Raw genomic sequence first — 23,142 nt, 5'->3', positions numbered from 1 at the left:
TCCTCGAAAAAAAAACTTATTCAGGTTTCACCAATTCCCCGAAAAGCAGCAAGCTGAGAGTAAAATACATTATACCAGAAATTACAAGCAGTCCCAGCCACGAGCTGAGCAAATGGCCAAGGCTGTGATGCTCGATCAGAAGGGCCTTGCTGGATTCAACCGCGGCCAGGAGAACGGGAGTCGTCAGCGGAAAATACAGCAAAGGATAAAGGATCTGCCGCGCATTGGACCTGAGCATCATCGTGGACAGCAGGACGCCCAAGGCACCCAGAGCAATCAGTGATGAGGTTGCAATGACGAAGAGCGGCAGACTCAGAAAACTGATCGTGGTCTCATTGATGAAAACGTCGGCCAAAACCAGTGTAGGCAAAAGGATCATGAGCCCAATCATCAGCACCAGCAGATATTTGCTGAGGAACCATGCGGTCGGCGCGATGGGATAACTGCGGAGCTGATCAAACACGCGGTCCTGCATATCCGGCTCCAGCACGCGCGAAAAGGCGATCTGCAGCGCAAAGAACGCGGTAAGGAATGTGGCGGCAACAAAGAGCTGGGGAATGAAAGCCGGTTCCACGCGACCAAATGCGAAGGAAAAGAGCAGGAGCATAGTCAAGGCAAACAGCAGGGGCGACAGCCAACGCTCAGCGCTAGCCCATTCGGCCTGGATGCTCTGGGAGAGGAGTGCTCGAAATTGCAGCATATGGCGTTTCATGATTTTTTGCCTCCCAGATCCAGAGTCCGGAGTTTGAAAATCGACAGGGGCGCGGTGTCGTGACTGACGATCCAGGCCTGACCGCCCTTTTGCAGATGGCCTTGCAGCATGGCCTGAAAAGTCTGAATGCCTTTGGTGTCAAGGCCGTAGAGCGGTTCGTCCAAAAGCCAGCATGGGGTCTCGGAAAGCTTGACGCGCGCCAAAGCCAGGCGCCGCTTCATGCCGGTGGAATAGCGTTCGACCGGAAAGTTCTGGCGAATCAAAGGATGATCCAGATCCCATAGCTCCAGTTCGTTGACCAGTGCTTCATCGGTGCTTTTGAGGCCGCGCAGGCTTTGCCAAAATCGGAGGTTGGTCATCGCATCCATTTTGCCATAAAGCGCATTGGCCTCGGCCGGCAGATACTCGATAAAATCCCGCCGATCGTCAGCCACCTGACCCGGCTTGCTCTCATATTCAATGCGGCCCGCATGCTCACGGCGCAGACCGGCAAGAATGGTCATAAGGGTGGTTTTACCGGCTCCATTCGGACCAATGATGTGCACGATTTCGCCCGCTTCTGCCGCAAAGGAAACCCCCTGCAGAATGCGTCGAAACTGATAACGAAATTCGAGATTGTGAATCTTTAACACGTTCAATAATCCGCGATGTTGATGCCCAAGTTGATAACGCTTCTTCGTTCTATCACGCGATCCGCGTCCGCTCCAATGTCTTCTGCGAAGCTGGCCGCCTGTAAGCCAAACATACCAACGTTAACGCCCATGCCGAACGACGTTCCTGCAAAGCTGTAGCCGGTGCGCAGACTGAAACCGGAATCGGCGCCGAAGGCATTGCCGAACGTCAGTTCCGTACCAAAACGCAGCTTGTCTTTGGAAGGAATGGATTTTTGTGTAAGCTGATTGCCTTCGAGCACGACATTCAGCATACCCCATTTGCCAAGATTGGGCGAAAGTCCAAAGCCCAGGGTCAGATCCTCCTTCAAACGATGGGACGGCGTGCCCTCGCTTTGACTTTGAAGGCGCGTGCCGGAAATATTGCGGGCCACCAGGCTTAAGGCAGGACGCCAGCCATAAGTTCCCGTCCAAAGGGCCCCCACATGAACCGGCACGCCCTGATATTTTTCCTGGCTATCACGGAAAGCCTTACGGCGGGTATCCACATCATTCACGGTGGCCAGGGGAAAGGAGCCTTGAATCACTTTTCGGGTTAAATACTGGGCGCTGATGCCCAGATAAAAATTGCGCTTGCTCGAGGCGATGCTGGTGCCAAGGACCGGACCCGATTGCTCCCGATAGTTCACATCCAAAAGATCATTGTCACTGCTATTGGGTGTGGACATGGCCCGCACGTCATAGGTCATCGCAAAAAACATGCGTGCCACCGTGATCGCGGGCAGCAGGGAAACACGGGCGTAAGGATGCTCACCATCATAGGCCTGCAGCAATTCATTGGCGACCGAACTGTCGTTCAGATCACCGCCGCTCTGCAGAGCTTTGTTCAAGGACTGTGAGGATCGATTATAAGCCACACCAAGATAGGGAAAGTAAAGCTGCGATACCGTGGGTCGTTCTTTTTTGTAATTGAGGCCACCGATGGCCGCGGGATTATAATAAGCCGCTTCCATACCATTGGCGATCGGGTCCACGGCCTCGGACATGCCCGCGGCACGGGCGGAAACCCAGGGCGCGTTGTCGTAGGTCGTTCCGGGATTAAAACCCTGCCCAAAGGCTGGACCAGCCACGAGACAGCCTCCCAGACCCCATTTCAGGGCTGTGGTGACGATTGTTTTGAGAGTCGCGTTCCTGTTCATGTTTTACTTCACCGGCTTAAGTTTTGGTTTCAACTCAGAAAAACATGTGACATGAGTATAGATCGTGTCGAATGTATCCGTATCGTAACATTCGATGACCCCACTCCCCGCATCTCCAGGCGCTCCGGAAAAGCTGTATCGGCATTTTCCCTGCATACCTTGTGGGGAGCCAGTTTCACTGAAACCCGAACTCGACATTTCATAGGCATTGCGGCGATTGACGCGAAAAATAAACCCCTGCTTCTGGGCCTTCTTATAGTCACCGGACAGCAATTGAGCCAGAACCGACTTGGCTGGTTTTTTTTCTTCCCCGGGGGCGGCTGGCTTATCTTCCTTCTTCACATCGGATTTCACGTTCAAATTGGGAAGTGGCTCAGAAACCTTGAGCGGAAAATCGAATTCAGGCAGAAAAATAAACCAGCGGCGGTTGTCCATGGTGTGCAGGATAATTTTCCGCATCGTGCCATCATCGGAAGCCACACACTTATGAATCGGAATATTATAATTCTCGCCCGATTCCATGGCACCCAGCGGTACGTAGTTGGCCACGCGATACGGAGTGGGCCAGCTTAAGAGCGTGGGGTCGGGTTCCCCATCGAGCAAAACGCTAAAGTGCAGTCGGCCTGAGGCATCGAGATCAAAAATATCCCAAGTGATGGGCGTTTTTTTACAGTAGGTGCGGTCGCGCTGCTCGTAATCGCGGCGCACCGTGAGGCAGCTGCCCTTGGGGGGATTGATCCACAATTCCCCTTTGACCAACAGCGGATCGCGCCGCTCCACCACAACGGCCCGTGGGGTCACGTGCAGCATTTCACCAGGCTGGGGCGCAAAATACTTTTTGAGAAGGCCCTGACGCTGTTCCAACGTCGAGCCTGCAGGGAAACTCAATTGGCTGGCCATCAAGACCATAGCCCAGTTCATAGTCGATCCGCAGCCTTTGATGTGCGAGCCACGCTGGGAACTTCGGGAAATTCCAGGCGGAAGAGATCGGTTGTCTTGCCACCCGTATAGAGCAAAGTCGTGGCATCCAACCAGATCGGCCAGCGTTCCTTAAGGTCCGGAGTTTTGGTCAGCGCACGGCTGGCGCCAGCTAAATTATGAAGGCGCAGATCATAGTCATAGACCTGAGCTCCGACTTTCTTGGCCGCGGCATAGACGAGCAGCGTGCGGAAAGGATGCCAGCTGGGATCCTGCCCATCACCGATGAAGGTGGTGTCGCCGCCATCATGGGCTGCAAAAATCCGTCCGGCTTTGGTCGCCCAGGCCATGCGTCGGCCGTCGGGCGAGAGCGCAAAGGAATTGATACCGGAGTTATCGTCCTTCATCTTTTTCAGTTCAAGCCCGAGCTCGCCCAGCCAGAGCACTCCGGACTGACTGACAACCCAGTTCCCCACCGTGGTGCGTTTGGTCTTTTGCCATTGAGCCGGACGTTCGCCAGGAAACTCGAGACGTTTTTGTAAAATACCTTTTTCATGCATCATGAAAAGGCTGTTGTCATAAGGATTCAGGATCGGAAAGCCGGTCGAGCCCCGCAGCGTATCAAACACGGCTTTTTGATTCAGAACCGTGTCATAGGCGGCCAGCTCACTGATGATGCCCTCGCGTTCGCGGATCAATTCCCGGTAAAACAGGCGAACCCCATCCGGACTCCAGAAGAAACCTGGTCCCGTCCTATGCGGCGTAACTTCGATAACTTCCTGCGTGGCAAGGTCCATGATCCGGAGCGATTGACCCTGATCATTGGTAAAAGCCAAAAGCTTTTTATTGGGGCTCAGGCTGAGATGGTTCATGCCGCCCTCGGTTCGCATCACCGGTTGGACGGCCGGGGCGAGGGGTTGTGCAACCAACGGATTATAAAGGAAAAATAATACAAACATCCAGCCAAGCACCGGCATGTGGAACCTCCCTTGCGCAAACGGGGATCTGGCGCTACTGCTATTATAGAGCGCAGGGACCAGGCAATTTCGAGCCCCTGGTCCGGGCGAAAAGTTTTATACTATGGATGAGTGGGAGCTGATCAAAAGCTCAAGTTTTTTCCAATAATGACCGATAGGGCAAGGTTGGATATGGAGGTGCTGTTATGAAATTGCAAGGTTGCACCCTGATTGTACTGAGTTTTATCGTCTCAGGCAGTCTTCTGGCTCAGAACGCCAAGGCCCCCGCGGGCAAGGATTCTGGCGGTCGCCGCAAGATCCTGACCCAGGAAGCGCGGACCAAAGCCAATAAAACTGATATCGATTTTGATGCCGCCGCGATCGACGGTGAGCGGCGTATTCCTGCCGGTATCGCCATTGGTGGCGCCAAGCAGGAGCACGAATATGATCTGATTAACTTGCGTTTGCGTTGGCATCCCGAGATGATCAAATCCACTTCGAACCTGGAAACGGGCAAGGGTCAGTGAGATTCACCGACCTTAAAGCGCCGTGTGCAGGCTGAGAAATTTGTCCAACTCATCCAGATCCTGCTTTTGCGTATTGATACGCCGCAGGACCAGCCACTTATAACGATCCGCAACATAGAATGATGGCAGCTCAGGCTGATGGAACGCTTCCAGCACATTGGCGGAAGCCATCATCGCATTATTCCCAATCTTATAAACATTGCTAAAGCCGCGGGCATCGGTTTCCGTATCGTGCGCGAAAATATAAACGAAGTCCGTGAAGTGATCGCGATACTTGTCTTCGATGCGTTTGAATTCCCGGATTTGCTGCTGACATGGGACACACCACGAAGCAAGGAATACGAGCACGGTCGCGCGACCTTCGGAGGGTGAGATGGCGACCGTTTCACGACGATCCAGATTGGTGGCTTTAAAGGCAGGAAAGGGTACCCAGCGATGGACATAATGATCGGCTCGGGTTTGGGCACCATTTTTGCTATCCTTGGTGTCACCTTCAGGCCCGGCGCCATGGGCTGCTTCCTTGGCGTCCGCTGCCTTTACGTTGACGCCTAGCAGAAGAAGCGTCATGATAAAGAAAACTCGTGCTATCATGGCGGGAAGCCCTCCAGGGTATAGTCTCTGGCCTTCATTATAGCACGATTGGTAAGAAACGGTGGCCGCGCTTGGAAATCAATGCTGATGATCTGCTGAAGGTTTGGTCGTTCAACTGGGGCATAATGGATGTCCTGATTGGCGGGAAATCTTCGATTGACCTTCAGGAGCTCAAAGTCCGCAGCTGGCAGGATGCTACGGAATTTTTGCGTTACTATGGCTATGATCCCGATGTGCCGGGAGATGCGCAGAAAATTCATATGGTGATCTGCGAAGCCTGGAATTTCATCGAGCAATACCTGATGCCGTTCGAATGGAGCCGAGGCAAACAGCCCCCCTCTCATCTTTTGTATACGCATGATGCACGCGATATTATCCTGGCGGCTTCGGATCTACGTCCGGAAGTTGCCACCACGCAGGCCTGGGCCTGTGCGGTTTTACGCGTGATGCATACGATCGCTCATATCGATGGTGTGACGAAGTATGCGGATATCGAAGCTGCCCGTACCCAGGTGATGAATCGTTTTCTGAAATTTGTCTTTCGTGATCAGGACGGCAAATTACGCTTTGGGGATCGGCAGACGAGTGTGATCCTGGATCGCATTGAATGGAAACTCCGCAAGTCGCGTGAGTCCATCATTCTCAAGCTTCTGCATAAAAAAGCCAATGTCGCGGAAACCATCTATGATCTTCTCGGAATTCGGGTCATCACCAAGCGCCTTGCGGATGTGATGGTCGTCGTGAAGTTTCTGCGGGATTTTCACATCGTCACCTTTCCCAACTGCAACCCTTCGCGTGCACGCAATTCGCTGATCGATGTGGAAAGTTTTAAACACAACGTGGATATGCTGCGTGAGATGCTGGAAGACGGTCGCATCAAACCGCAGGAATTCAGCAATATCCTGCAGGGTCTGACCAAACCTTTGGCCGTCGTCAACAGTGCGGCCAATCCTCATACAGCCAAAGGCTACCGGGCTGTGCAGCTGACCTGTCGCCAGTTGATCCGTTATCCCAATCCCGCCATGCGCTGGCAGGAGAAATTGCGGCGTTATCTGAAGGATAAGTCCATCAGCGAGCAGGCGCATCAGGTCTGTGCGGAGATTCTGCAGATGGCCGCGACGGAGCCCCAGGATGAGCATCTGGAAGGGTTCTTTCCCTTTGAGCTGCAGGTCATGGATGAGTCCTCGGCGGCTCAGAATTCCATGGGCGAGGCCAGTCATGACCGTTATAAACAATCGCAGGTCAAGGCGGCCCGACGCCGGGTTCTCAATCGCGTGCTGAGTTTGCCGGAAAGCGGGTCCTAAGCGTTTACGCGACGCGTGGATTTCTGGCTTTGTTGGTTCTTTGGATGCAGATCAAACTTTGATCGTCGGGACGGGACGGGCTCTGGAGTGTGCTATGCAGCCAGGATTCGATCTGATCCAAGGGAGGACGATCCACCTTTTCCTGCCGCAGATGCCGAACGAGGCGCTTGAGATCCTTGGTTTCGTGCATAAAACCATCAGTGAATGTAAAGAGCGTCTGATGATCCTGAAGCTGCACGTCACAGCGAGCCAGTTCAATCTGAGGATTGAGGCCGATCGGACTGCTCCGCATCACAAAATAATCCGCCTGTTTGCCCCCGAAAAGGAAGCAACCCGGACCACCCGCATTAAACAGTTCAATACGTCCATCACGATACAGGACCACGGCGCTTAAACTGCAGACCACATGCTGATCAAAGAGTTCGATCAAGCGGCGGTTGAGGCGGGCGAAGCTTTCCTCGACCCCGAGTTTTTGCTCCTCGCAGTCCTTGAGAATCCCGATCAGGGCAGCGACCGGGATGGCCGCTGATGGACCCGTGCCCATCACATCACCTATGAAAATGCGTCGCTCGCCTAGAGAATAATCCCAGACATAAAGCCAATCACCGGACATGCCGGCCACCGGCTTATACTGCATGTTGTACTGGAATCCGTAGAACGTTCCGTGAAGGGCACGGGGCAGCAGCAGCTTCTGCACCGCGCGACCCAGGGCCAGATTGCTTTCCAGCTCCGCCTTCTTATGCATTTCTTCGAGCCTCAAGGCTTTCTCTGCGTAATAGTTCTTTTCAATCAGCATCATCTTCATTTCATCCTGGATCCGCACGTGTGCGAAGTGGATGAGGCTGGTTCCGGTAAACGCGATCAGAGGCATCAGCCAGGGCATCCAGATGTGACCGAAGCTGAAGAGCAGAAGGGCTGCCGTGCTCATGATCGTCCAGGCGGAAACGAGATAGACCCAGTAGTAGCGGACGCGAGCGTTGATGCCGAGGACGATACCGGCGATGCCAAAGGTCAGAATCAACGCGATGTCCGATTCCCAGCGGTTGATCCATTGGCCATCCAGCACATCACTGATCATGGACGCAATGATGAGGCCCCCAGGAATTTCACCAAAGGGTCCGCCTTCATGAAAGTCCGTGTTACCCGTGGCAAATGCCAGGAGCACGAGCACGATATCGTCAGGATTGATCTGGGTTTCCTCGGCTCCCTGCTCGGCCCTTTGCAGCATGGGGCGCAGTGAGATGGAACGTTTGTAGAAGTCACCCGGTGGGCGATGATTGATCAGCAAGCCGCCGCGTCGGGTAAGCGGCACGGAGTGCCCGTTGAGCGTCAGGTCGTCCTTGCCCAGTTGAATGGAGTCCGCCGAGTAAAGACTTAAATGCGGCAGCAAGGTGTGATCATCGATCTGATAAAAAGGCGAAATCGTACCATCTCGATTGTAGGTGATGTGGCCGGTCGCCCGCACCAGATCCTCGTAACCGGATGAGTTCCCGTAAGGGATCCAGGACTTTCTCAAATCCAAACTATAAGACAGATCCGCCAGCGTCAGGCCCGGTTCCAAATATGTTTGCGCGCGATAGGGCGGCTGCGAGAGATCAGTGGGCTGGCGGAAGCGCAGTGGGAACTGGCTGGGGAAACTGCCGGTGAAAACCGGCAAACGTTTGGTGGATTCCGGTAAATTTTCCAGAATGGCTGCAGGTTGATCGGACAGCAGACTATCAATCAATATGGCTTTTGGCCGCCGCCGACCGACGTTGTCCAGGAGAGAGGCCAGCTGCGCGAAGTTCAAGCGAGGGCCACCCAAATAAGAAAACGTGCTGTCGTCGAGAGCAATCACTTTGAGCTTGGGATGAATGGGCGGTGTTTGTCCCAGATATTCACGGATGTTGAAGAAAATGGGCGCGATGATGCGGGTGTCTATATAAGAGCCGAGCGAAGAAACCTGCACGGCAAGCGTCATCAACAGGAACGCGCTGGCCAGTCCGTGGAAGATGGGCCACGAAAGTCCGTTCAAAAAGATCGAAATTTTCTTGGGTCGATTCATTGTTCCCACGACGTAGATTGTCTTCTCTCCGTATCGGAAGAACTTGCCATCACTGAACATGGAAAGGTTCACCGGCCTTATGTATGTGGGAAATTCCAAACGTCACAACCCAACGACTGTCCTGATGATTTGGATATTTTTTGGTCTGCTGGCCAGTGACTGGAGGGGCCAAAATCTTAACTGTCCAGTCGACCAGGTGAAGCTGGGGAAATTGTGCAGTGGTTGAGCCTCAAGGGGTTGGCTGGCTATGCAGCCGATCACCTTGAAATTTATTTATGGGATAAATTGCAACATGATGAACAAAAAGATTTAGCTTTCGCTTTATTTTTCCAGTTTGAAGAGTTACACCTGATTCGTAACTTACAAGGAGAAAACATCATGCTTAGTTTCAAAAATATTCTCGCCGGCCTTACAGTTTCTACATTTGCAACCGTTGTTGCAGCTGCTCCCGCTTACCGTCATGTGAAAGAGGAAGTGGTTTTGCAGAATGTTGCCGTTGAGCCTACCAACGGTGGTATCAATCCTGATGCTCGCGCTTATATCGTGCGCGGTCAGGTGATGTTGGGTTCAAACTCCTGCTTCGCTCAGGGTTTGAAGGGCAAACTGCGGATCGAAAATGCGGCCGGTGGTAACAAGCATGTGGTGGCTTATGTTGAAGGCCGCCAGCGCGCGAATCTGATCTGCATCGAAATCTTTCAGCCCGTTTATGCTGAAGTGACAACCACAGTTCGCGGTGATGCGAATCTGACGGAAACTGTGTTCATTCGCAACGTTGACGAATTTGGCGCGCTTCGTCCTCTGTCCTCGTTTACCGAACAGGCATCAAACGCTGCGAATAGCTGCGATCAGCAGGCATTCTGCACACGCGAATATCGTCCTACGATCTGCACCGTGAATGGCCTGGAAATCAAAGGCAACAACCGTTGTGAAGCTTTGGTTAACGTGCGTCAGTACGCGTGCTTGAATGGCTTGAACTTTCAAGAAGAGGAAGTCAGCTGCCGATTTGCAGGTCTGACCGAGTAATGATCATCAGCTGCCCCTGGCAGGTCTGATTCATAAGTCGCCTGGTGCCCATAATGGCCCAGGCGACTTTGCTATTTGCGTTTTGCTGGCATGGGCAGGCGACTTTTCTGTCAGGGCTATTGCGTCAAATTCAAGATCGTCGCCACCAATTTCGATGGCATCACGGGTTTGGCGAGATGCGCATCAAATCCATTCTGGCGCGCAGCGATGCTGTCTTCAAGGCGCGCATAGGCCGTCAGCGCAATGGCCGGTAATGTTTCTCCGTTGATATCGAGCTTACGCAGTTTGCGAATGAAGCTATAGCCATCCTCTTCGGGCATGGCAATGTCACAGATACAAAGGTTCGGCCAATTTTTAGTCTGCTTCAGATAACTGATGGCGGATTTTACAGACGAAAATTTCTCAATACGAGCTCCCACCCGCTCCAGAATCTTGGCCGTCAACGTGCAGGTATCCTCGGAATCATCAATGACGACAATGTTATAATTGGACAGCGGTTTGGAGGCATCCAGGCGCCGAAAGTTTTGTACCTGGGCCAATATATCCTCGCTAAAGTGCGGCACCGGGGTCGGTGTCTGAAACTCGGGCTGGACCAAAGTCACAGGCATTCGCACGGTAAACGTAGCGCCTAGCCCTAGACCCTCACTCTGCACATCGATCACGCCGCCATGGAGTTCCACGAGGTGCTTGCAGATCGCCAGACCGAGTCCAAGTCCCCCGTGGGTTTTGGTGGTCGTGGCATTTTCCTGACGAAAACGTTCAAAAACATGGGGCAAAAAGTCCGTCGCGATGCCCATGCCGCTGTCCGTGATGTCAATTTCAACGTTAGGGCCTTGTATGCCGAGCCGGACCTTCACAGTTCCACCGCGAGCGGTGAATTTTACGGCATTGGACAGCAGATTCCAAAATACCTGCTGAAGCCGGGCGCGATCCCCTGAAACCACGATTTTGTCCTTGGCAAATTCCGTCACGATTTGAATCTGTTTGACCGATGCTGCCAATTCCACAACCTGGACGGCAGCATTGATCACACTTTTGAGGTCCACTTCAAGGCGTTCGACCAGAAGTTTGCCACTGGTGATACGTGAAATATCGAGCAGGTCATCAATGAGCTCCGACTGCGCTTTGGCATTGCGGCAGATGACCTCGAGCGAGTTGCGATATTCATCAGTCAGGCTGGTGCCGGCCAGCAAAAGCTGGGCGTGCCCCAGGATGGCAGCCAACGGAGTCCGCAATTCGTGCGACAGCGTAGCCAGAAATTCATCTTTAATTTTGTTGGCTTGTTTGGCTTCTTCATAAAGTTTCTCGGCATCACGACGAGCCGCCTGCTCCTTGCGCATACTTTCCGCTAAAGCCTGTTCAGCTTTTTTGACTCGCAAGAGGGCGCGTACCGTTGCCACCAGCTCAATCGGTTCGATCGGGCTGACCAGATAGGCATCGGCTCCTTCCTGGAGTCCATGCGCCTTGTCCTCAGCCTTATTATAATAGGACGAAAGGTGAAGCACGGGAGTAAAGCGCAGCGAGGGATCCGTCTTGATGTGCTGGCAAACTTCAAAACCATTCATGCGGGGCAGTTTGACGTCAAGAATCACGAGGTCGGGGCTTTCTGCTCGGGTCATCTGGAGGCCTGTTTCACCGGTTGCAGCCTCCAGGACTTGGTAGCCTTCGCGCTCCAGAACCCGCCTGATCACGTAACGATTGGCTTCTTTATCATCTATATGAAGAATGGTACCGGCGGATTTGGGGTGCATGTTCATTCGTCTCCTCGCATGGACAACCCAGTCTCAGTCTTGAGCTGAGGTTGAGTCATGCCTTCCTCTTAATCCAATAGGGTTTTTTGACAACAATTCAGGGGAGAATGCATCCAGCATGCCTTCTCTGGAAAGTATGGAATCGTTTGGGGCGGCAGTCTCACGCCGGCGTTTCGGTGGTGCTTCGCTATGCAACTGGAAGGGTAAAATCAGGGAGAACGTGGAACCACGTCCGACTGAACTCTCCATCTCAATGCGCCCGCTCAGCAGCGTCGCCAGCCTTTTCGCTAGGGGTAAACCCAGCCCTGTCCCATGGTGGACAGATGAGTGCACGGCGTCAAGTTGCACGAATTCTTCAAAGATGCGATTGTGATCCTCCTCCGGGATCCCTACACCCGTATCCTTGACCGATAGAGTCATATTTCGATCATCAGCCAGGTGCGCGGACACACGAACTTCTCCCGATTCGGTATTTTTCAAGGCGTTGCTTATAAAATTACGCAGGATCTGAGCGACCTTGGATTCATCCGAAACCATGTGAGGTAATGAAGATGCGTCATCGAAAGTCAAAGTGACGTTGGGCCGATCGCCAGCCAGCGGCCTGAACATGCCGCGTAGAGCCGTAAAGAGTTCGTTCACGTGGAACGTTGTGAGCCGCACCTTCACCTTTCCTGATTCCAGCTTGGCCGTATCCAAAAGGTCATTGACCATATGGGAAAGGTCTGCAATCGCCGTCTGAATATAGACAATCTGCCGCTCCTGCTCGTCTGTGAGGTCACCGTCCTGCCGATCCAGTAAAATTCTTATGAGCGAGGTCGCCGAATTCAGCGGTGTGCGAAATTCGTGAGTCATGTTCGAAAAGAACAAGGTCTTCGCTTCACTGGCTTTTTGCAAAGAGAGGGCCTTATCTTCCAACTCGGCGTAGAGAGCCAGTACGCCCTGGTTGGTCTCGGCCAACTCCCTGTTCAGCTTTTCCAACTCCATTTGCTGGTTCTTCAACGCATTCAACGCGAACATCAACTCGCGGTTCTGCTGTTTAACTTCATCGTAGGGATCCTGCAGACGATCACCTTCGAATTTACGACGAAGGTCATCCAGAGTTTTTTGCGTGATGACAGGAAACGTGAGAGGCAGCATCTTGGTCAAGGACAATTCGATGCCACGGTTCCCTGTGGTGACCGTGAATTCGTCCATGAGCTTACGTGCCCCAATCAAGCCAAGACTTCGGGCGTCATTGCAAAGATTTTGGTCGCTCCAGGCTGCATTCGCGCCGCCCTGATCAGGAATCAGCCCCCACACGGAAATCCGAAATTTTTTTTCAACCAGGGCAAAGGTGGCTTGAGTGAAGCCATTTTTGTAAGCGAAACGAACCAGCTCCGAGACAGCTGTTGCAATACGGGTCAGTTCCTGGTGCTCATAATGGAGATGCATTCCGATCTGGCGAGCCCTTTGCCGGGCCTGGACGACATCCTGTTCATAGCAGACATCCATGGTAAATATAGACCAGCTGGGAAGCTCTTCTGCAAAGTTTGTCATGTGGCAAAACTCCTCATGGGCCGCCATTTGATCGTAAGAACCGTGACGTCATCGCGTCCCCGGTTGAAGTCCCGATACAGCGTTGCAGCCAAAAGCGAGGATTCCGACGCCATGGCCTGTAAATAGGCATGAGCGTTCCACTGGCTCTGAAGACCATCTGAATGCATAACCAAAGTGGTATTCTCTGTCCATGAATACGTCATCTCTTTGGGTTTACGAATTTCATGACCTATGATTCCTGGGTAAGACATGACGCTTTTCGAAGTCCCATCCCGGTGCACCAGACAGCCTGCAATATTGCCAATGCCTATAAATCGGAGCTGCTGCTGGTCGACCAGGATGCGGGCTATGCCGATTGCCGCTCCAGGTCCTCCGCGCAGGCCTAAATGAATGTTCTGAAGCAAGTCATCCAAGGGTTGATGCCCGAATTCCTGCATCATATGACAGGCTTTTTGAGCCGCTTCCGCAGCCGGGAGACCGTGACCCAAACCATCGACGATCATGGCCGTGCAAACACCTGGGGCTTCCAGAACAAAGTAGCCATCACCCGAAACGCGTTCGTGGGGGTGCGGTACCATCACCACGCCCCAGTCAAAGCTTGCTGTGCGAAGGGAAGGGTGTTTGGGATGGGTGCGGTAGATGCGGGAGAGGACAACAGTGCCTTTGCCTGGGGTGGAGTCCACAGAAAACGTGCCCGACAGCCGGCGGATGCCACCCAGCCCAATGCCGGCTGTGCCGGTTGTCGAGTAGCCATCCTCCATGCATCGATTGATGTTACTCATACCAGCGCCATGATCCACACCCAGGATTTCCACACCTGTTCCGTTCGCATCATGAACAGAGCGTATCAAGAGCTCGCCGCTCTCGGCGTGGCGAAGAATATTATTGCCGATCTCGGTCACCACCAAGGCGACCTTGCCGGTCTCTGTCTCATTGAATAAAAGACTGGATGCCAGAGCTGTTGCGTTCCGTCGAGCCTCTCCAACCTGTGACGGTTCGGTGATAGCTATATTCCAACTTGCCTCCATGACGTCCTACTTCCAGCGCGTAATCACTACGCGCGTACCTTCACCGACACGCGATGAGATTTCAAATTCGTTGACAAGTCGCTTGGCTCCCCCAAGTCCCATCCCGAGACCACCGCCCGTGGTGAAGCCATCTTTCAATGCCGTTGCAATGTCGGGAATCCCCGGCCCTTGATCTTCGAAAGTCAGGCGCAGCCCATTCCTGGTTCCATGGATGAGGACTTCAACAGCGACGGAGCCGCCGCCACCATAATTCAAAACATTACGGGCCAGTTCGCTCGCGGCTGTGATCATTTTCGTTTGTTCCACCAAACTGAATTTCAAATCCACGGCCACAGCCCTGACCTTCTGTCTCACAACCACTACGTCCGTTTCTGTGCGAATATCCAGTACGCATCGGTTAGGAGTATTCATCGATAAAATTCTCTGGCTGTGAACTGGCAAAGGACTTTAAGTAGTCCATACCCTGTTCGACATTCAGTGCTGTTCGCACGCCTTTCAAAGTGAGACCCAGTTCAACCAGTGTGATGGCGACGGCCGGTTGCATGCCAACGACCACTGTTTCAGCATCCAGGATACGCGACATGCCGGCAATATTGCTTAGCATTTGACCAATGAATGAGTCCACCATGCCAAGCGACGAGATATCGATCAAAACACCGCGAGCGCTGCTGGAGACGATCTTTTCAGTGAGATCATTCTGGAGCTGCATAGCCAGGCGGTCATGCATATCAACCTGAATGGAAACCAGAAGGATACTGCCCATTTTTAATATGGGTATCTGTTCCATGATAACGAATCCTCTCTACGCTCGGGCTGGCTGCGATACGATATTCATGCCTGCTCTTTGCATCGCGAGCCTGAATGCATCGGCCAAAGTCGCTTTTGTTGAGATGCCTCCCAAGTCAATCGCGAGGTGCACAATGGTTTGCGCGATCTGTGGTCTGATGCCGCTGATAATGCAATCAGCACCCATCAACCGGGCCGCTGCCACAGTTTTCATCAGGTGCTGCGCGACCAAAGTGTCGACTGTTGGGACTCCTGTGATATCGATGATTGCAATTTTCGATCCGGTTTCCATGATGGTTTGGAGCAGGGACTCCATGACCGCTTGCGATCGCGCACTATCCAGGGTCCCAATCACGGGTAAAGCCAGAATCCCATCCCAGAGCTTCACCACCGGCGTGGATAGCTCCATCATCTCCTGCTGCTGACGGCTGATCACTTCCTCGCGACCCTTTTGGAAGGCTTCCATGACCTGCAGGCCGAGGCCATCCAGCAGGTCATTTGTAGTCCAAATGGCTTGATAAAGACTGTCACTGTTTTTGGCCAGAGTTTGTCCAATGCGTGCAAAGAGTGGTTTTTTCAGGAGATAGATGAAACTGGCCGTTTCAGTGGGTGTGTAACCTTGCAGAGCGCGATCCCTGGAGAAGACACTGAGAAGGTTGCGAAGCTCGCTCCATTCCGGGCCCTGAAGGTTATGCGTCTGGCCGCTTTGCAAGCCCTGGATAAAGTGCTGCAAAAAGTTTTTGCAGAGTTCCCGTACCTCGGCTTCACGAACCAGGCTGATTCGAGTATTGGGGGAACGATCACGTTCAAGCTGTTCCTTGATCCAATCGGCAAGGATATCGGCTTCGTGCTGGCGGACGATTTCGCCAAGCGGGTTCTGCTGCTGCATGGTTTTTAACCTTATACTTTATAAAGTTCAAGAAAGCATGGGTAATGATAGGGGGAGCGTCCCCCTCATTACGTCCCCAGGCTGACATGATTTGCCAATAAAAGCAAAGTGAGCTCAAGTCGAGGAGAAGGTTTCCAGAAGGCACATGAATGAAATTTCATACGCTCAGGCGCTCAGGACAAGGCCCCATACTTTCTCAAAAAGACAAAAGTCGACGCGTTGACTCGTGACTGTCCTGAAATTCATTCACTGCCTTGTCTTCATCCTTGTACCTTTATCGGATTGGGCTCGTTCTTTGCAATCAAAGATTCCGGCATTCCTGAAACGGAATGTTTCACAATGACATGAGTTGGAGGTGAATCATGCAGAATGAACAATCCGTTGAGCAGTTGAATCGATTGCTTCGTGGTGAACTGTCGGCCATTGAAACTTACGAACAGGCTTTGCAACGCGTTAAAGATACATCAGCCACGGATACCTTGCGTCGTCTCGCAGAGGATCATCGTTCGGCTGCGGATATTCTGCGTCAGCAGGTGGCGCTCTGTGGTGGGATACCTGACCAGGATTCGGGCGCCTGGGGCATCTGGGCTCGAACGGTCGAAGGAACCGCCAGCATGCTGGGTGATACGGTCGCGTTGAAAGCCTTAAAAGAAGGCGAAGAGCATGGCCTGAAAGAGTATCAGGATGTAGCCTCGGATGAAACGGTGCCTTATTCGTGTCGCAATTTGATCACCTCGGATCTGCTGACTCGTCAGCGTCAACATATTGGTGTTTTGGATCGAGTGATGACCACTCTTTCTTAATTCTGTGGAAGGACCGACAATGGATAGTAATGTCAAGGAAGCCCGGAACAAAGCCTGGGAGCATCTGCAAAAGTTGATCAGGGATGTGGAAGTTGCGATGCTGACGACTGTGTCGGGTGAAGATTTTCTGCGCAGCCGGCCTATGATGACCCAAGAGACCGACGAAGATGGTGTTTTATGGTTTTTTACCAGTGATCATCAGGCCAAAGCGCAGGAATTATCGGACGATCCACGCGTTAACGTGAGCTATAGCAAGGCAGCTGCGAATCAGTTCGTTTCAGTCAGCGGGCTCGGTGAAGTTGTTCACGATGAAGAAAAAAAACGTAAATTGTGGAAGCCGATTTACAAGAGCTGGTTTCCAGATGGCGTAGATGACCCACATTTAGCTCTGCTCAAGGTTTACATTGAGAAGGCCGAGTATTGGGACGCGCCCGCGAGCACCTGGGTAGAAGTGGCTGGTTTCGCTAAAGCTCTGCTGACTGGCAAGCCCTATGAACACTCTCGCGAAGAGCACGACACCATTGATTTGATGAAAAATCCTTTGTCTGGTTCGAACGCTGAAACCTCGCCGAACTAAGCGACACGCGGCCTCCTGACGGCAGGAGGCCCCTTCCGATTTCTTATCCGGTTCCCCGGTTTACCTTGTCATACATGAGATTGAATAAAAAAAACGTGGACGTTCTTTCCATAATCTGGCTTTATTCTCTAATCATTGCCCCTGCGCGCGTAAAATATGCCATTTGAGGATATTGTTGGAATAGGGTGCACGAGCCACTTGGTTTAGGACGCAGCGTAGTTGATGGAATCGAAAACAAGCATCACCTCCGTCAGTGGAAGCGGTGTTTATTGGTTCAAATATTTGCAGGAGACTCGGCAGTTTATGAAACAACGCATAGTGCCCATGGCTATAGTTCTCTTGGAGCTTGGCGCGACCCAGGCGAAGGCGCAGACGCCGGAAACCCGGCCAACGGAAGCAGCCGTTACGGACCCCGAAGCCAAAAAGAAAACGGAACGCATTGAAGTTACGGGTTCTCGTATCCGTCGTATCGATGTCGAAACCAGTGCTCCGGTGCAGGTGATCGATAAAAAAGAAATCCAGCAGAGCGGTGTGGTCAGCCTTGGCGACCTTTTCCGTAAATCGGCTTCGTCCAGTCCCACCGGTAATTTCTCGGGATCGAGCGAATATGTTTCGGCCGGTGCCGCGACGCTCGACCTTCTGGGTCTTGGCAGCTCGCGCACTCTAGTGCTGTTGAACGGCAAGCGCATGCCGACCATCGGTGGTGTGGATGCCGTTAACATCGATAATATCCCGGTCGCGATCATCGATCGCATTGACATTCTTTCGGGTGGCGCGTCGGCTATTTATGGTGCGGATGCCGTCGGTGGTGTGGTCAACATCATCACACGCAAGGAATTTCAGGGAACAGAAGCGTCGTTCTTCAAATCCTTTACTCAGCATGAAGGTGGCGATGAGCTCGAGATGAGTATCGCTCAAGGCGTTCAACTCGGCGCTGATGGCACTGCGATCCTCTCAGCTGGTTACCGGAAGAGAAATCGGATCGAAAAGCGCAATCGTGATCTTGAGTTTTCGTCTCCTGAGCGTGCCAATACCGTGAGCCGTCAGCCGGTCGGAACCTGGTCCTACCAGCCGATCACGATCACCGCTGCCGGTGCTGATTTTGGTGATTGGTCGCCGAGTCCGAACTGTCCTCCTGAGCGGCAGATCGCGACGGTTCCTACGGAACCCAATAACGTTTACTGTACGGGTCAGCGCAAGGAAGCTTTTGTTGAGTTGATTCCTGAGAAAAACGATTGGTACGCCGCGGCAACCGCAACGTACACGCTGCCTTCCGATTGGACGATTTCCGGTCTTTTGAGTTACGCCAGCAGCAAGAACGAAGCGAACGATGGTCGATTCCTGCCTTACGCCGTCGATCCTATCAGTAATGCTCCTATTCTATTGTCGCCTGCACGCGCTCAGGAACTGGGTGTGGTTCCAGCCGGAACAGCCGGTGATTTCTTCTACGTTTACGCACCGATGCCTAACTTCCCTGAGCGAATCTACATCAACACCTTCAATACGCTGACAGCAGCGACGTATTTGGATGGCGATGTGGGTGAGTGGAAGGCTTCGGCAGGGTTGTCGTTTGCCGCCAGCGAAAGCATTCGCGAAGGCAAGAAGATCTTCAACCGGGAAGAGATGAGTAGCATTTTCGTCAACCCGGATCCTACTTCCGACGGCGCAGATCCTGCGTATATTCCGTTGGACCCGAATCGTGACGAAAGCCTGCTCATGAATACCTTCACAGATCTCAAGAGCCAGCTGGACAACAAGAGCAGCAGTGCCGATGTGTTCTTCAGCAAGGACATGATGGATCTGCCAGGCGGTAAATTCGCTCTAGGTCTCGGCGGCGCGTTCGCTGCAGAATCGTTCAAACTTAATCCTGATGAACTCGATACTCAGTTTGATAGCACCAACCGTCCGCTTTACGCTGGGACCTTTGCGGATCGCGGTGAAGGCGACCGGACGATCTCGTCGGTCTATGCAGAATTTGTGGCTCCTGTTGTGAAGGACGTGAACGTTGAAGGCGCTTTGCGCTTCGATCATTACAGTGACTTCGATAGCACCGCAAACTTTGGTCTGGGCGCTAAGGCGTCCCTGACCTCGTTCCTGGGCGTGCGCGGTCGGGCTGCCAGCAGCTTTACAGCACCTCAATTGAGTGCCTTGCACCAGATCGGTGGCGGCGGCTACTACTCGGTCACGGATGAGAAGTGGTGTGCACGCGAAAATGCAGCGGGCCGTACCTGCGAAATCACCAACCCCTCGCGTCAGGTGTATGTCGATCAGCCCGGTAACAAGGAATTGAAACCGGAAGTAGGTTTGAACTACATCGCCGGTATCATTTTGGATCCGGTTCCAGGTCTGAGTCTGGTTTCTGATTATTATTGGGTGAATCTGAAGAAAACCTTCGCGACCGATCAAATCCAGGAAATCGTGGATGCCTGGTATGAAGCCAATCCCACTGCAACAGCGGGTGGAACGATCAAAGAAAACCCTGTGGAAGTGGACACTGACGGTGTGATCACCAAAGTCGGTCTGCCTATTCGGAACCTCGGTAAACTTGAAGTTCGCGCGGTGGACACCAAACTGAACTACAGCACCACAGCGGGTGGTCTGCGCCTTGGTCTCGATAGCCAGTACTTCCGCATGCTGTCCTACAAAGTGCAGGAAGTTCAGGACAAGCCGATCCGTGATCAGGTCGGTTATTTCGGAGTTCCAGCCTGGCGTTGGAATAACAAGGCGACTGTTTCGACCAAGATTCAGGACTTTACTCTGGCCTCGCGGACCATCGCGCCCCAGAGCCAGGATCCTGAAACGGCTGATGATGACAGTCGTGAAAGCAAAGCCGGCGTTTATACCGAATACGATTTCGTCTACGGTATTGACCTGCCTTGGAACGGTACTTTCCAATTGGGCGTGAACAACATCTTTGACACCATCGGTGGCAAAGTGGATGGCAACTCCCTGCGTTCGGAAGATATCGCCAGTTCCTCTCTGTACTCCTATGTGGGTCGCGCTTACTACGCGCGCATCACACAAAGACTGTGAGCAGACGGCTTGTGAGGGAGTCCCTCAGTCTGAAAGATGCATGAAGCAAAGAGGGCTCCTGATGGAGCCCTTTTTGCATTGTTAACAGCAGCCCAGCTTATAAATCATGAGGAGAAGATTCATGCGGTTTGTGTCAAGCACCCTGTTTCTCGCGGTTCTGACTCTGTCCTGTTCCAGCCAGCCCAAGGATCAAATCGTCCCCGCGTCGTTGCAGGAAACCTCGGCGCCCTTGACGGCGACAGCAGACGCGAAAACAGCGGCACCTGATTGCTCGGACGATATGTTCTGTACGCGTGAATATCTGCCGACCACCTGTCAGTTCAGTGGTGAAAGCTTTGAAGGCAGCAATCCTTGTGAAGCTAGAAAGTTGGCCAAGCGTTTCGCCTGTGAAAAAAAGTTGAATTTTGCTGATACGGCCGTCCAGTGTCAGCCGAAAAGCAAAAAAGGGAGCGCCAAGTGATGTCACGGGAGCGGTCTTGGTGGGTCGGTGCCTATGCGCTGACGTCCAGTCTGAGTGCCTTTTCTGAACGCGATGCGCAGGGTTTTTATGAAAAGATCAGAAATCTGCCGCGCATCGGCGGTTTGGAATTGCCCCTGCATCGCGCCGAAAAACACGATGATCCCTGGCGGCATCTGCACCTTCTCCCCAAGGATCTGGATTATATCCTGACCCCGCTCCCTTACGTGATGCAGAGTCTCGAACAGCAGCCACTGTTTGGCCTGGCCTCAGCGGATCCTGCTGGGCGGGCCGCGGCTCTGCAGTTGATGGATGAGTTGAGAAATCGAATACGCCGGCTGAATGATCACTGTGGTCGTTCAGCCGTGCGTGCGGTCCAGATTCATAGTGCGCCGACGGCCCAGGCCCAGGCGGATTCCTTTCGGCGATCCCTGGACGAGGTCGTGCGTCTGGATTGGGGTGGGGTGGAACTTTGGGTAGAGCACTGTGATGCATTTCAATCGGGACATACACCGGCCAAAGGTTTTCTCGATATCGATGCGGAAATTTCCATTGTTCAGGAATTCAGTCTGGGCATGACGATCAACTGGGGGCGCTCCGTTTTGGAAACGAGACGAGCGGAAGGCGCCCTTGAACACCTTGTGCAGGCCCGGGATGCAGGCGTCCTGCGGGCCCTTTTCCTATCATCTGTGACGGTCCAGGATCCCATTTATGGCAACTGGCTCGACAACCACGCACCCTTGCAGGGCGTGGGACACGGCGCGTGGTTGCCCCATGCTTCACTTTTGACCCGCGCAGAGGTGCAGAAGGCCTTTGCTGCCGCCGCGTCGATTCCTTTTTGGGGAATCAAGATTCAGCCCGGTCCTGCATCACTTTCCCTTGCGGACCGTTTGCAGTGCGTGCGTGAGCATCTGGAATTTTTTTCATCACTCGAATCACGGCGTGCTGGCTTGTGAAGGCTGACGAACCGGGGGCCAGGGTGTGGGGTAGCGGGTCGGATCAAAACCAAAGGTATCACCCAGGCGAACTTTTTTCTGGCCTGTGCGAATAAATAGAATAGCGCCCTCATGGATGGGAAAGCCACGTGGGGATGTTAAACCAAGACCGCTTCCATAAAATCCCACCACATGACCTTTGACCAGGCGTTGGCCATCATCCAGATAGAGTCGATCATTCATCTCCAAACCCCAGGCCCGACCGCGATCGAGATAAGCCCACGCGCCGTAGATTTTAGCAACCTGAGGGCCGTCATCGGCTTTGATGCTCTGCGCTTCCTTCTGCAGGACCTGAATCAGATCATTGGGCAGCTGTAATTTTTCTTTCGAGATATCGATCGTGGTCCGAACGAGCAGATGGGAATCAATGGATGAACCCAGCACGGCCTCGCTCCAGCGCGCATCTGCTTTAAATTCTGGCCCTTGAGGCCTCATGCCCCAATCCAAAACCAATTCCCTGGTGGCCCGCAGCATGGGGTCCTGAATATCCCAGACCCGACGCAGGTGAAAGGTCTCAAGCTCACCTACCAAAGGCAAAACGGTGAACGATGGAGCCAGGGCATGCGCGGTGAGCATGTTCAAGCAAAGATGCGAGGCCTTGCGGCCGTCGTGGCTGCCGCGCAAAAGTCCCAATCTTAATTTAAAGGGATTGTCGCGGGCTGATTCCCGACTGATGCCGGCGTCCTTCAATAAATTTTGCATGGCCTCCTGCCATGGACCCTCAGGAACAGCAGGAGCTGGGCCAGGCTTGTGCCATTGCTCCCAGGGCTTGCGCGGCACCAGAATCTGCTGGGCGGCCACAAGCTGCGCGCGACTCGTGCTGATCAGCTCGATGGCAAACAGAAGGCTATCTCCCACGGGACAAATGATAGGCTGCAGATGATGAGGTTCGGTCAGGGACGCGCGTGTGGCGCCGACCAGGATGCTATGGGCGAGTCGCTGCTCATTCAGAGAAAGAGCGACCCGGGTCTGTTGAGCGGCCTGATCCAATGGCTGTGCATTTTGTATCCAGGCCTCCTGCAATGCCCTATGCATCTTTTGCATCTGATCCCGATGACGGAGCGTGAATTCCGCATCAAGGCCGATCAGCTGCCAGGGCATGAGTGCGACAGAGCGCCATCCTTGGGGCGAATCCGCGGCGTGCGCGTGAGGGTTTGAGAGCAGTAGAACCAGTGCAACGCCTACGCTCCAGGACTTTGTGAGAAAGTATAAAATTTCTCTTGGAAGTCGGGGGTAAAAGCGTTTAAAAGGGTGTACGGCCATATCATTGTATGGTTGTTGCGATAGGTCTTCAGCTAGGGAACCGCGCATGGGATGTCTCTTCAGTTTTCCCGTGAGAATGCTTAGACTGTGTATCGGCTTCCGGTTCCCGTAGCTGAAGATGCCGCTTCTGCGGCAGGAA

At 53.2% G+C, this 23,142-nt stretch carries 22 protein-coding genes; 8 read left to right on the top strand and 14 right to left on the bottom strand.

What is annotated here, in order from left to right; all coding sequences use genetic code 11:
* Positions 1-16 precede the first annotated feature (16 nt).
* The 5 genes from VE954_RS09475 to VE954_RS09455 are packed head-to-tail and all read right to left on the bottom strand — an operon-like array spanning position 17 to position 4,417.
* On the bottom strand, positions 17-712 hold the full coding sequence (locus tag VE954_RS09475) for a heme exporter protein CcmB (protein WP_324952026.1): 696 nt from the start codon (positions 710-712) through the stop codon (positions 17-19).
* The gene (gene ccmA, locus VE954_RS09470; protein ID WP_324952024.1) at positions 709-1,344 is read right to left on the bottom strand and encodes a heme ABC exporter ATP-binding protein CcmA; all 636 of its coding nucleotides are present in this window, start codon (positions 1,342-1,344) and stop codon (positions 709-711) included. Before ccmA ends, VE954_RS09475 begins: the two co-directional genes overlap by 4 nt.
* A 2-nt stretch (positions 1,345-1,346) precedes the next feature.
* The gene (locus VE954_RS09465) at positions 1,347-2,522 is read right to left on the bottom strand and encodes a hypothetical protein (RefSeq protein ID WP_324952022.1); all 1,176 of its coding nucleotides are present in this window, start codon (positions 2,520-2,522) and stop codon (positions 1,347-1,349) included.
* A 3-nt stretch (positions 2,523-2,525) separates the two neighbouring features.
* Positions 2,526-3,443, bottom strand: a complete 918-nt coding sequence (locus tag VE954_RS09460) for a hypothetical protein (protein WP_324952020.1) — start codon at positions 3,441-3,443, stop codon at positions 2,526-2,528.
* Complete coding sequence (locus tag VE954_RS09455) at positions 3,440-4,417, bottom strand: hypothetical protein (protein ID WP_324952018.1); 978 nt, start codon at positions 4,415-4,417, stop codon at positions 3,440-3,442. Before VE954_RS09455 ends, VE954_RS09460 begins: the two co-directional genes overlap by 4 nt.
* Before the next feature lie 185 nt (positions 4,418-4,602).
* Between VE954_RS09455 and VE954_RS09450 the strand changes: the two genes are divergently transcribed.
* Positions 4,603-4,923: a hypothetical protein gene (locus VE954_RS09450; RefSeq protein WP_324952016.1), complete on the top strand. Its 321-nt coding sequence runs from the start codon at positions 4,603-4,605 to the stop codon at positions 4,921-4,923.
* A 12-nt stretch (positions 4,924-4,935) separates the two neighbouring features.
* Here VE954_RS09450 and VE954_RS09445 read toward each other — a convergent pair whose 3' ends face one another.
* Positions 4,936-5,514, bottom strand: coding sequence for a TlpA family protein disulfide reductase (locus tag VE954_RS09445; protein WP_324952014.1), 579 nt, complete (start codon positions 5,512-5,514; stop codon positions 4,936-4,938).
* Between the two features lie 71 nt (positions 5,515-5,585).
* Here VE954_RS09445 and VE954_RS09440 point away from each other — a divergent pair, with 71 nt between their 5' ends.
* Positions 5,586-6,818, top strand: coding sequence for a TIGR04552 family protein (locus VE954_RS09440; protein ID WP_324952012.1), 1,233 nt, complete (start codon positions 5,586-5,588; stop codon positions 6,816-6,818).
* Between the two features lie 4 nt (positions 6,819-6,822).
* Here VE954_RS09440 and VE954_RS09435 read toward each other — a convergent pair whose 3' ends face one another.
* Positions 6,823-8,961, bottom strand: coding sequence for a SpoIIE family protein phosphatase (locus VE954_RS09435; protein WP_324952011.1), 2,139 nt, complete (start codon positions 8,959-8,961; stop codon positions 6,823-6,825).
* A 279-nt stretch (positions 8,962-9,240) separates the two neighbouring features.
* On the opposite strand from VE954_RS09435, the gene VE954_RS09430 reads away from it, so the two are divergent.
* Positions 9,241-9,885 (top strand): hypothetical protein, encoded by a 645-nt coding sequence (locus VE954_RS09430; RefSeq protein ID WP_324952009.1) that lies wholly within the window; start codon positions 9,241-9,243, stop codon positions 9,883-9,885.
* A 116-nt stretch (positions 9,886-10,001) separates the two neighbouring features.
* Here VE954_RS09430 and VE954_RS09425 read toward each other — a convergent pair whose 3' ends face one another.
* From VE954_RS09425 to VE954_RS09400, 6 genes are read right to left on the bottom strand one after another with little or no spacing between them, the layout of a single operon-like run.
* Positions 10,002-11,636, bottom strand: a complete 1,635-nt coding sequence (locus tag VE954_RS09425; RefSeq protein ID WP_324952007.1) for a response regulator — start codon at positions 11,634-11,636, stop codon at positions 10,002-10,004.
* 33 nt (positions 11,637-11,669) lie between these two features.
* On the bottom strand, positions 11,670-13,172 hold the full coding sequence (locus VE954_RS09420; RefSeq protein ID WP_324952005.1) for a sensor histidine kinase: 1,503 nt from the start codon (positions 13,170-13,172) through the stop codon (positions 11,670-11,672).
* Positions 13,169-14,200, bottom strand: coding sequence for an ATP-binding SpoIIE family protein phosphatase (locus tag VE954_RS09415; protein ID WP_324952004.1), 1,032 nt, complete (start codon positions 14,198-14,200; stop codon positions 13,169-13,171). The genes VE954_RS09420 and VE954_RS09415 overlap by 4 nt, the downstream gene beginning before the upstream one ends.
* 6 nt (positions 14,201-14,206) lie before the next feature.
* On the bottom strand, positions 14,207-14,611 hold the full coding sequence (locus tag VE954_RS09410) for an anti-sigma regulatory factor (RefSeq protein ID WP_324952002.1): 405 nt from the start codon (positions 14,609-14,611) through the stop codon (positions 14,207-14,209).
* A complete protein-coding gene (locus VE954_RS09405) occupies positions 14,598-14,987 on the bottom strand; it encodes an STAS domain-containing protein (RefSeq protein ID WP_324952000.1) in 390 nt (129 codons plus the stop codon). The genes VE954_RS09410 and VE954_RS09405 overlap by 14 nt, the downstream gene beginning before the upstream one ends.
* 15 nt (positions 14,988-15,002) lie before the next feature.
* Positions 15,003-15,875 (bottom strand): STAS domain-containing protein, encoded by an 873-nt coding sequence (locus VE954_RS09400; protein WP_324951998.1) that lies wholly within the window; start codon positions 15,873-15,875, stop codon positions 15,003-15,005.
* A 362-nt stretch (positions 15,876-16,237) separates the two neighbouring features.
* Here VE954_RS09400 and VE954_RS09395 point away from each other — a divergent pair, with 362 nt between their 5' ends.
* The 5 genes from VE954_RS09395 to VE954_RS09375 all read left to right on the top strand — a co-directional run bounded on the left by VE954_RS09395 (position 16,238) and on the right by VE954_RS09375 (position 21,701).
* The gene (locus tag VE954_RS09395) at positions 16,238-16,678 is read left to right on the top strand and encodes a DUF2383 domain-containing protein (RefSeq protein ID WP_324951996.1); all 441 of its coding nucleotides are present in this window, start codon (positions 16,238-16,240) and stop codon (positions 16,676-16,678) included.
* Between the two features lie 19 nt (positions 16,679-16,697).
* Positions 16,698-17,255 carry a pyridoxamine 5'-phosphate oxidase family protein gene (locus VE954_RS09390; RefSeq protein ID WP_324951994.1) on the top strand — a complete coding sequence of 186 codons (558 nt, stop codon included), beginning with the start codon at positions 16,698-16,700 and terminating at the stop codon, positions 17,253-17,255.
* Between the two features lie 303 nt (positions 17,256-17,558).
* On the top strand, positions 17,559-20,288 hold the full coding sequence (locus tag VE954_RS09385) for a TonB-dependent receptor plug domain-containing protein (RefSeq protein ID WP_324951992.1): 2,730 nt from the start codon (positions 17,559-17,561) through the stop codon (positions 20,286-20,288).
* 121 nt (positions 20,289-20,409) lie between these two features.
* Positions 20,410-20,748: a hypothetical protein gene (locus VE954_RS09380; protein ID WP_324951990.1), complete on the top strand. Its 339-nt coding sequence runs from the start codon at positions 20,410-20,412 to the stop codon at positions 20,746-20,748.
* Positions 20,748-21,701: a DUF4862 family protein gene (locus tag VE954_RS09375; RefSeq protein WP_324951988.1), complete on the top strand. Its 954-nt coding sequence runs from the start codon at positions 20,748-20,750 to the stop codon at positions 21,699-21,701. The genes VE954_RS09380 and VE954_RS09375 overlap by 1 nt, the downstream gene beginning before the upstream one ends.
* Here VE954_RS09375 and VE954_RS09370 read toward each other — a convergent pair.
* Entirely contained in the window at positions 21,681-23,051 is a 1,371-nt protein-coding gene (locus VE954_RS09370) for a hypothetical protein (RefSeq protein ID WP_324951986.1), read from the bottom strand. The two genes, VE954_RS09375 and VE954_RS09370, sit on opposite strands and share 21 nt — an antisense overlap.
* Positions 23,052-23,142 lie beyond the last annotated feature (91 nt).

The organism is Oligoflexus sp., from assembly GCF_035638955.1.
Lineage (GTDB): Bacteria > Bdellovibrionota_B > Oligoflexia > Oligoflexales > Oligoflexaceae > Oligoflexus.
This window is presented reverse-complemented; position numbering and strand designations above follow the sequence as displayed.

Bases quoted from the DNA above. Each gene is read 5' to 3' on its own strand.
- VE954_RS09380 (WP_324951990.1), top strand. From the start codon at position 20,410: ATGCGGTTTGTGTCAAGCACCCTGTTTCTCGCGGTTCTGACTCTGTCC.
- VE954_RS09370 (WP_324951986.1), bottom strand. From the start codon at position 23,051: ATGCGCGGTTCCCTAGCTGAAGACCTATCGCAACAACCATACAATGAT.
- VE954_RS09450 (WP_324952016.1), top strand. From the start codon at position 4,603: ATGAAATTGCAAGGTTGCACCCTGATTGTACTGAGTTTTATCGTCTCA.
- VE954_RS09430 (WP_324952009.1), top strand. From the start codon at position 9,241: ATGCTTAGTTTCAAAAATATTCTCGCCGGCCTTACAGTTTCTACATTT.
- VE954_RS09455 (WP_324952018.1), bottom strand. From the start codon at position 4,417: ATGCCGGTGCTTGGCTGGATGTTTGTATTATTTTTCCTTTATAATCCG.
- VE954_RS09395 (WP_324951996.1), top strand. From the start codon at position 16,238: ATGCAGAATGAACAATCCGTTGAGCAGTTGAATCGATTGCTTCGTGGT.
- VE954_RS09460 (WP_324952020.1), bottom strand. From the start codon at position 3,443: ATGAACTGGGCTATGGTCTTGATGGCCAGCCAATTGAGTTTCCCTGCA.
- VE954_RS09405 (WP_324952000.1), bottom strand. From the start codon at position 14,987: ATGGAACAGATACCCATATTAAAAATGGGCAGTATCCTTCTGGTTTCC.
- VE954_RS09445 (WP_324952014.1), bottom strand. From the start codon at position 5,514: ATGATAGCACGAGTTTTCTTTATCATGACGCTTCTTCTGCTAGGCGTC.
- VE954_RS09425 (WP_324952007.1), bottom strand. From the start codon at position 11,636: ATGCACCCCAAATCCGCCGGTACCATTCTTCATATAGATGATAAAGAA.
- VE954_RS09385 (WP_324951992.1), top strand. From the start codon at position 17,559: ATGAAACAACGCATAGTGCCCATGGCTATAGTTCTCTTGGAGCTTGGC.
- VE954_RS09420 (WP_324952005.1), bottom strand. From the start codon at position 13,172: ATGACAAACTTTGCAGAAGAGCTTCCCAGCTGGTCTATATTTACCATG.
- VE954_RS09415 (WP_324952004.1), bottom strand. From the start codon at position 14,200: ATGGAGGCAAGTTGGAATATAGCTATCACCGAACCGTCACAGGTTGGA.
- VE954_RS09400 (WP_324951998.1), bottom strand. From the start codon at position 15,875: ATGCAGCAGCAGAACCCGCTTGGCGAAATCGTCCGCCAGCACGAAGCC.
- VE954_RS09390 (WP_324951994.1), top strand. From the start codon at position 16,698: ATGGATAGTAATGTCAAGGAAGCCCGGAACAAAGCCTGGGAGCATCTG.
- VE954_RS09375 (WP_324951988.1), top strand. From the start codon at position 20,748: ATGTCACGGGAGCGGTCTTGGTGGGTCGGTGCCTATGCGCTGACGTCC.
- VE954_RS09465 (WP_324952022.1), bottom strand. From the start codon at position 2,522: ATGAACAGGAACGCGACTCTCAAAACAATCGTCACCACAGCCCTGAAA.
- VE954_RS09410 (WP_324952002.1), bottom strand. From the start codon at position 14,611: ATGAATACTCCTAACCGATGCGTACTGGATATTCGCACAGAAACGGAC.
- VE954_RS09475 (WP_324952026.1), bottom strand. From the start codon at position 712: ATGAAACGCCATATGCTGCAATTTCGAGCACTCCTCTCCCAGAGCATC.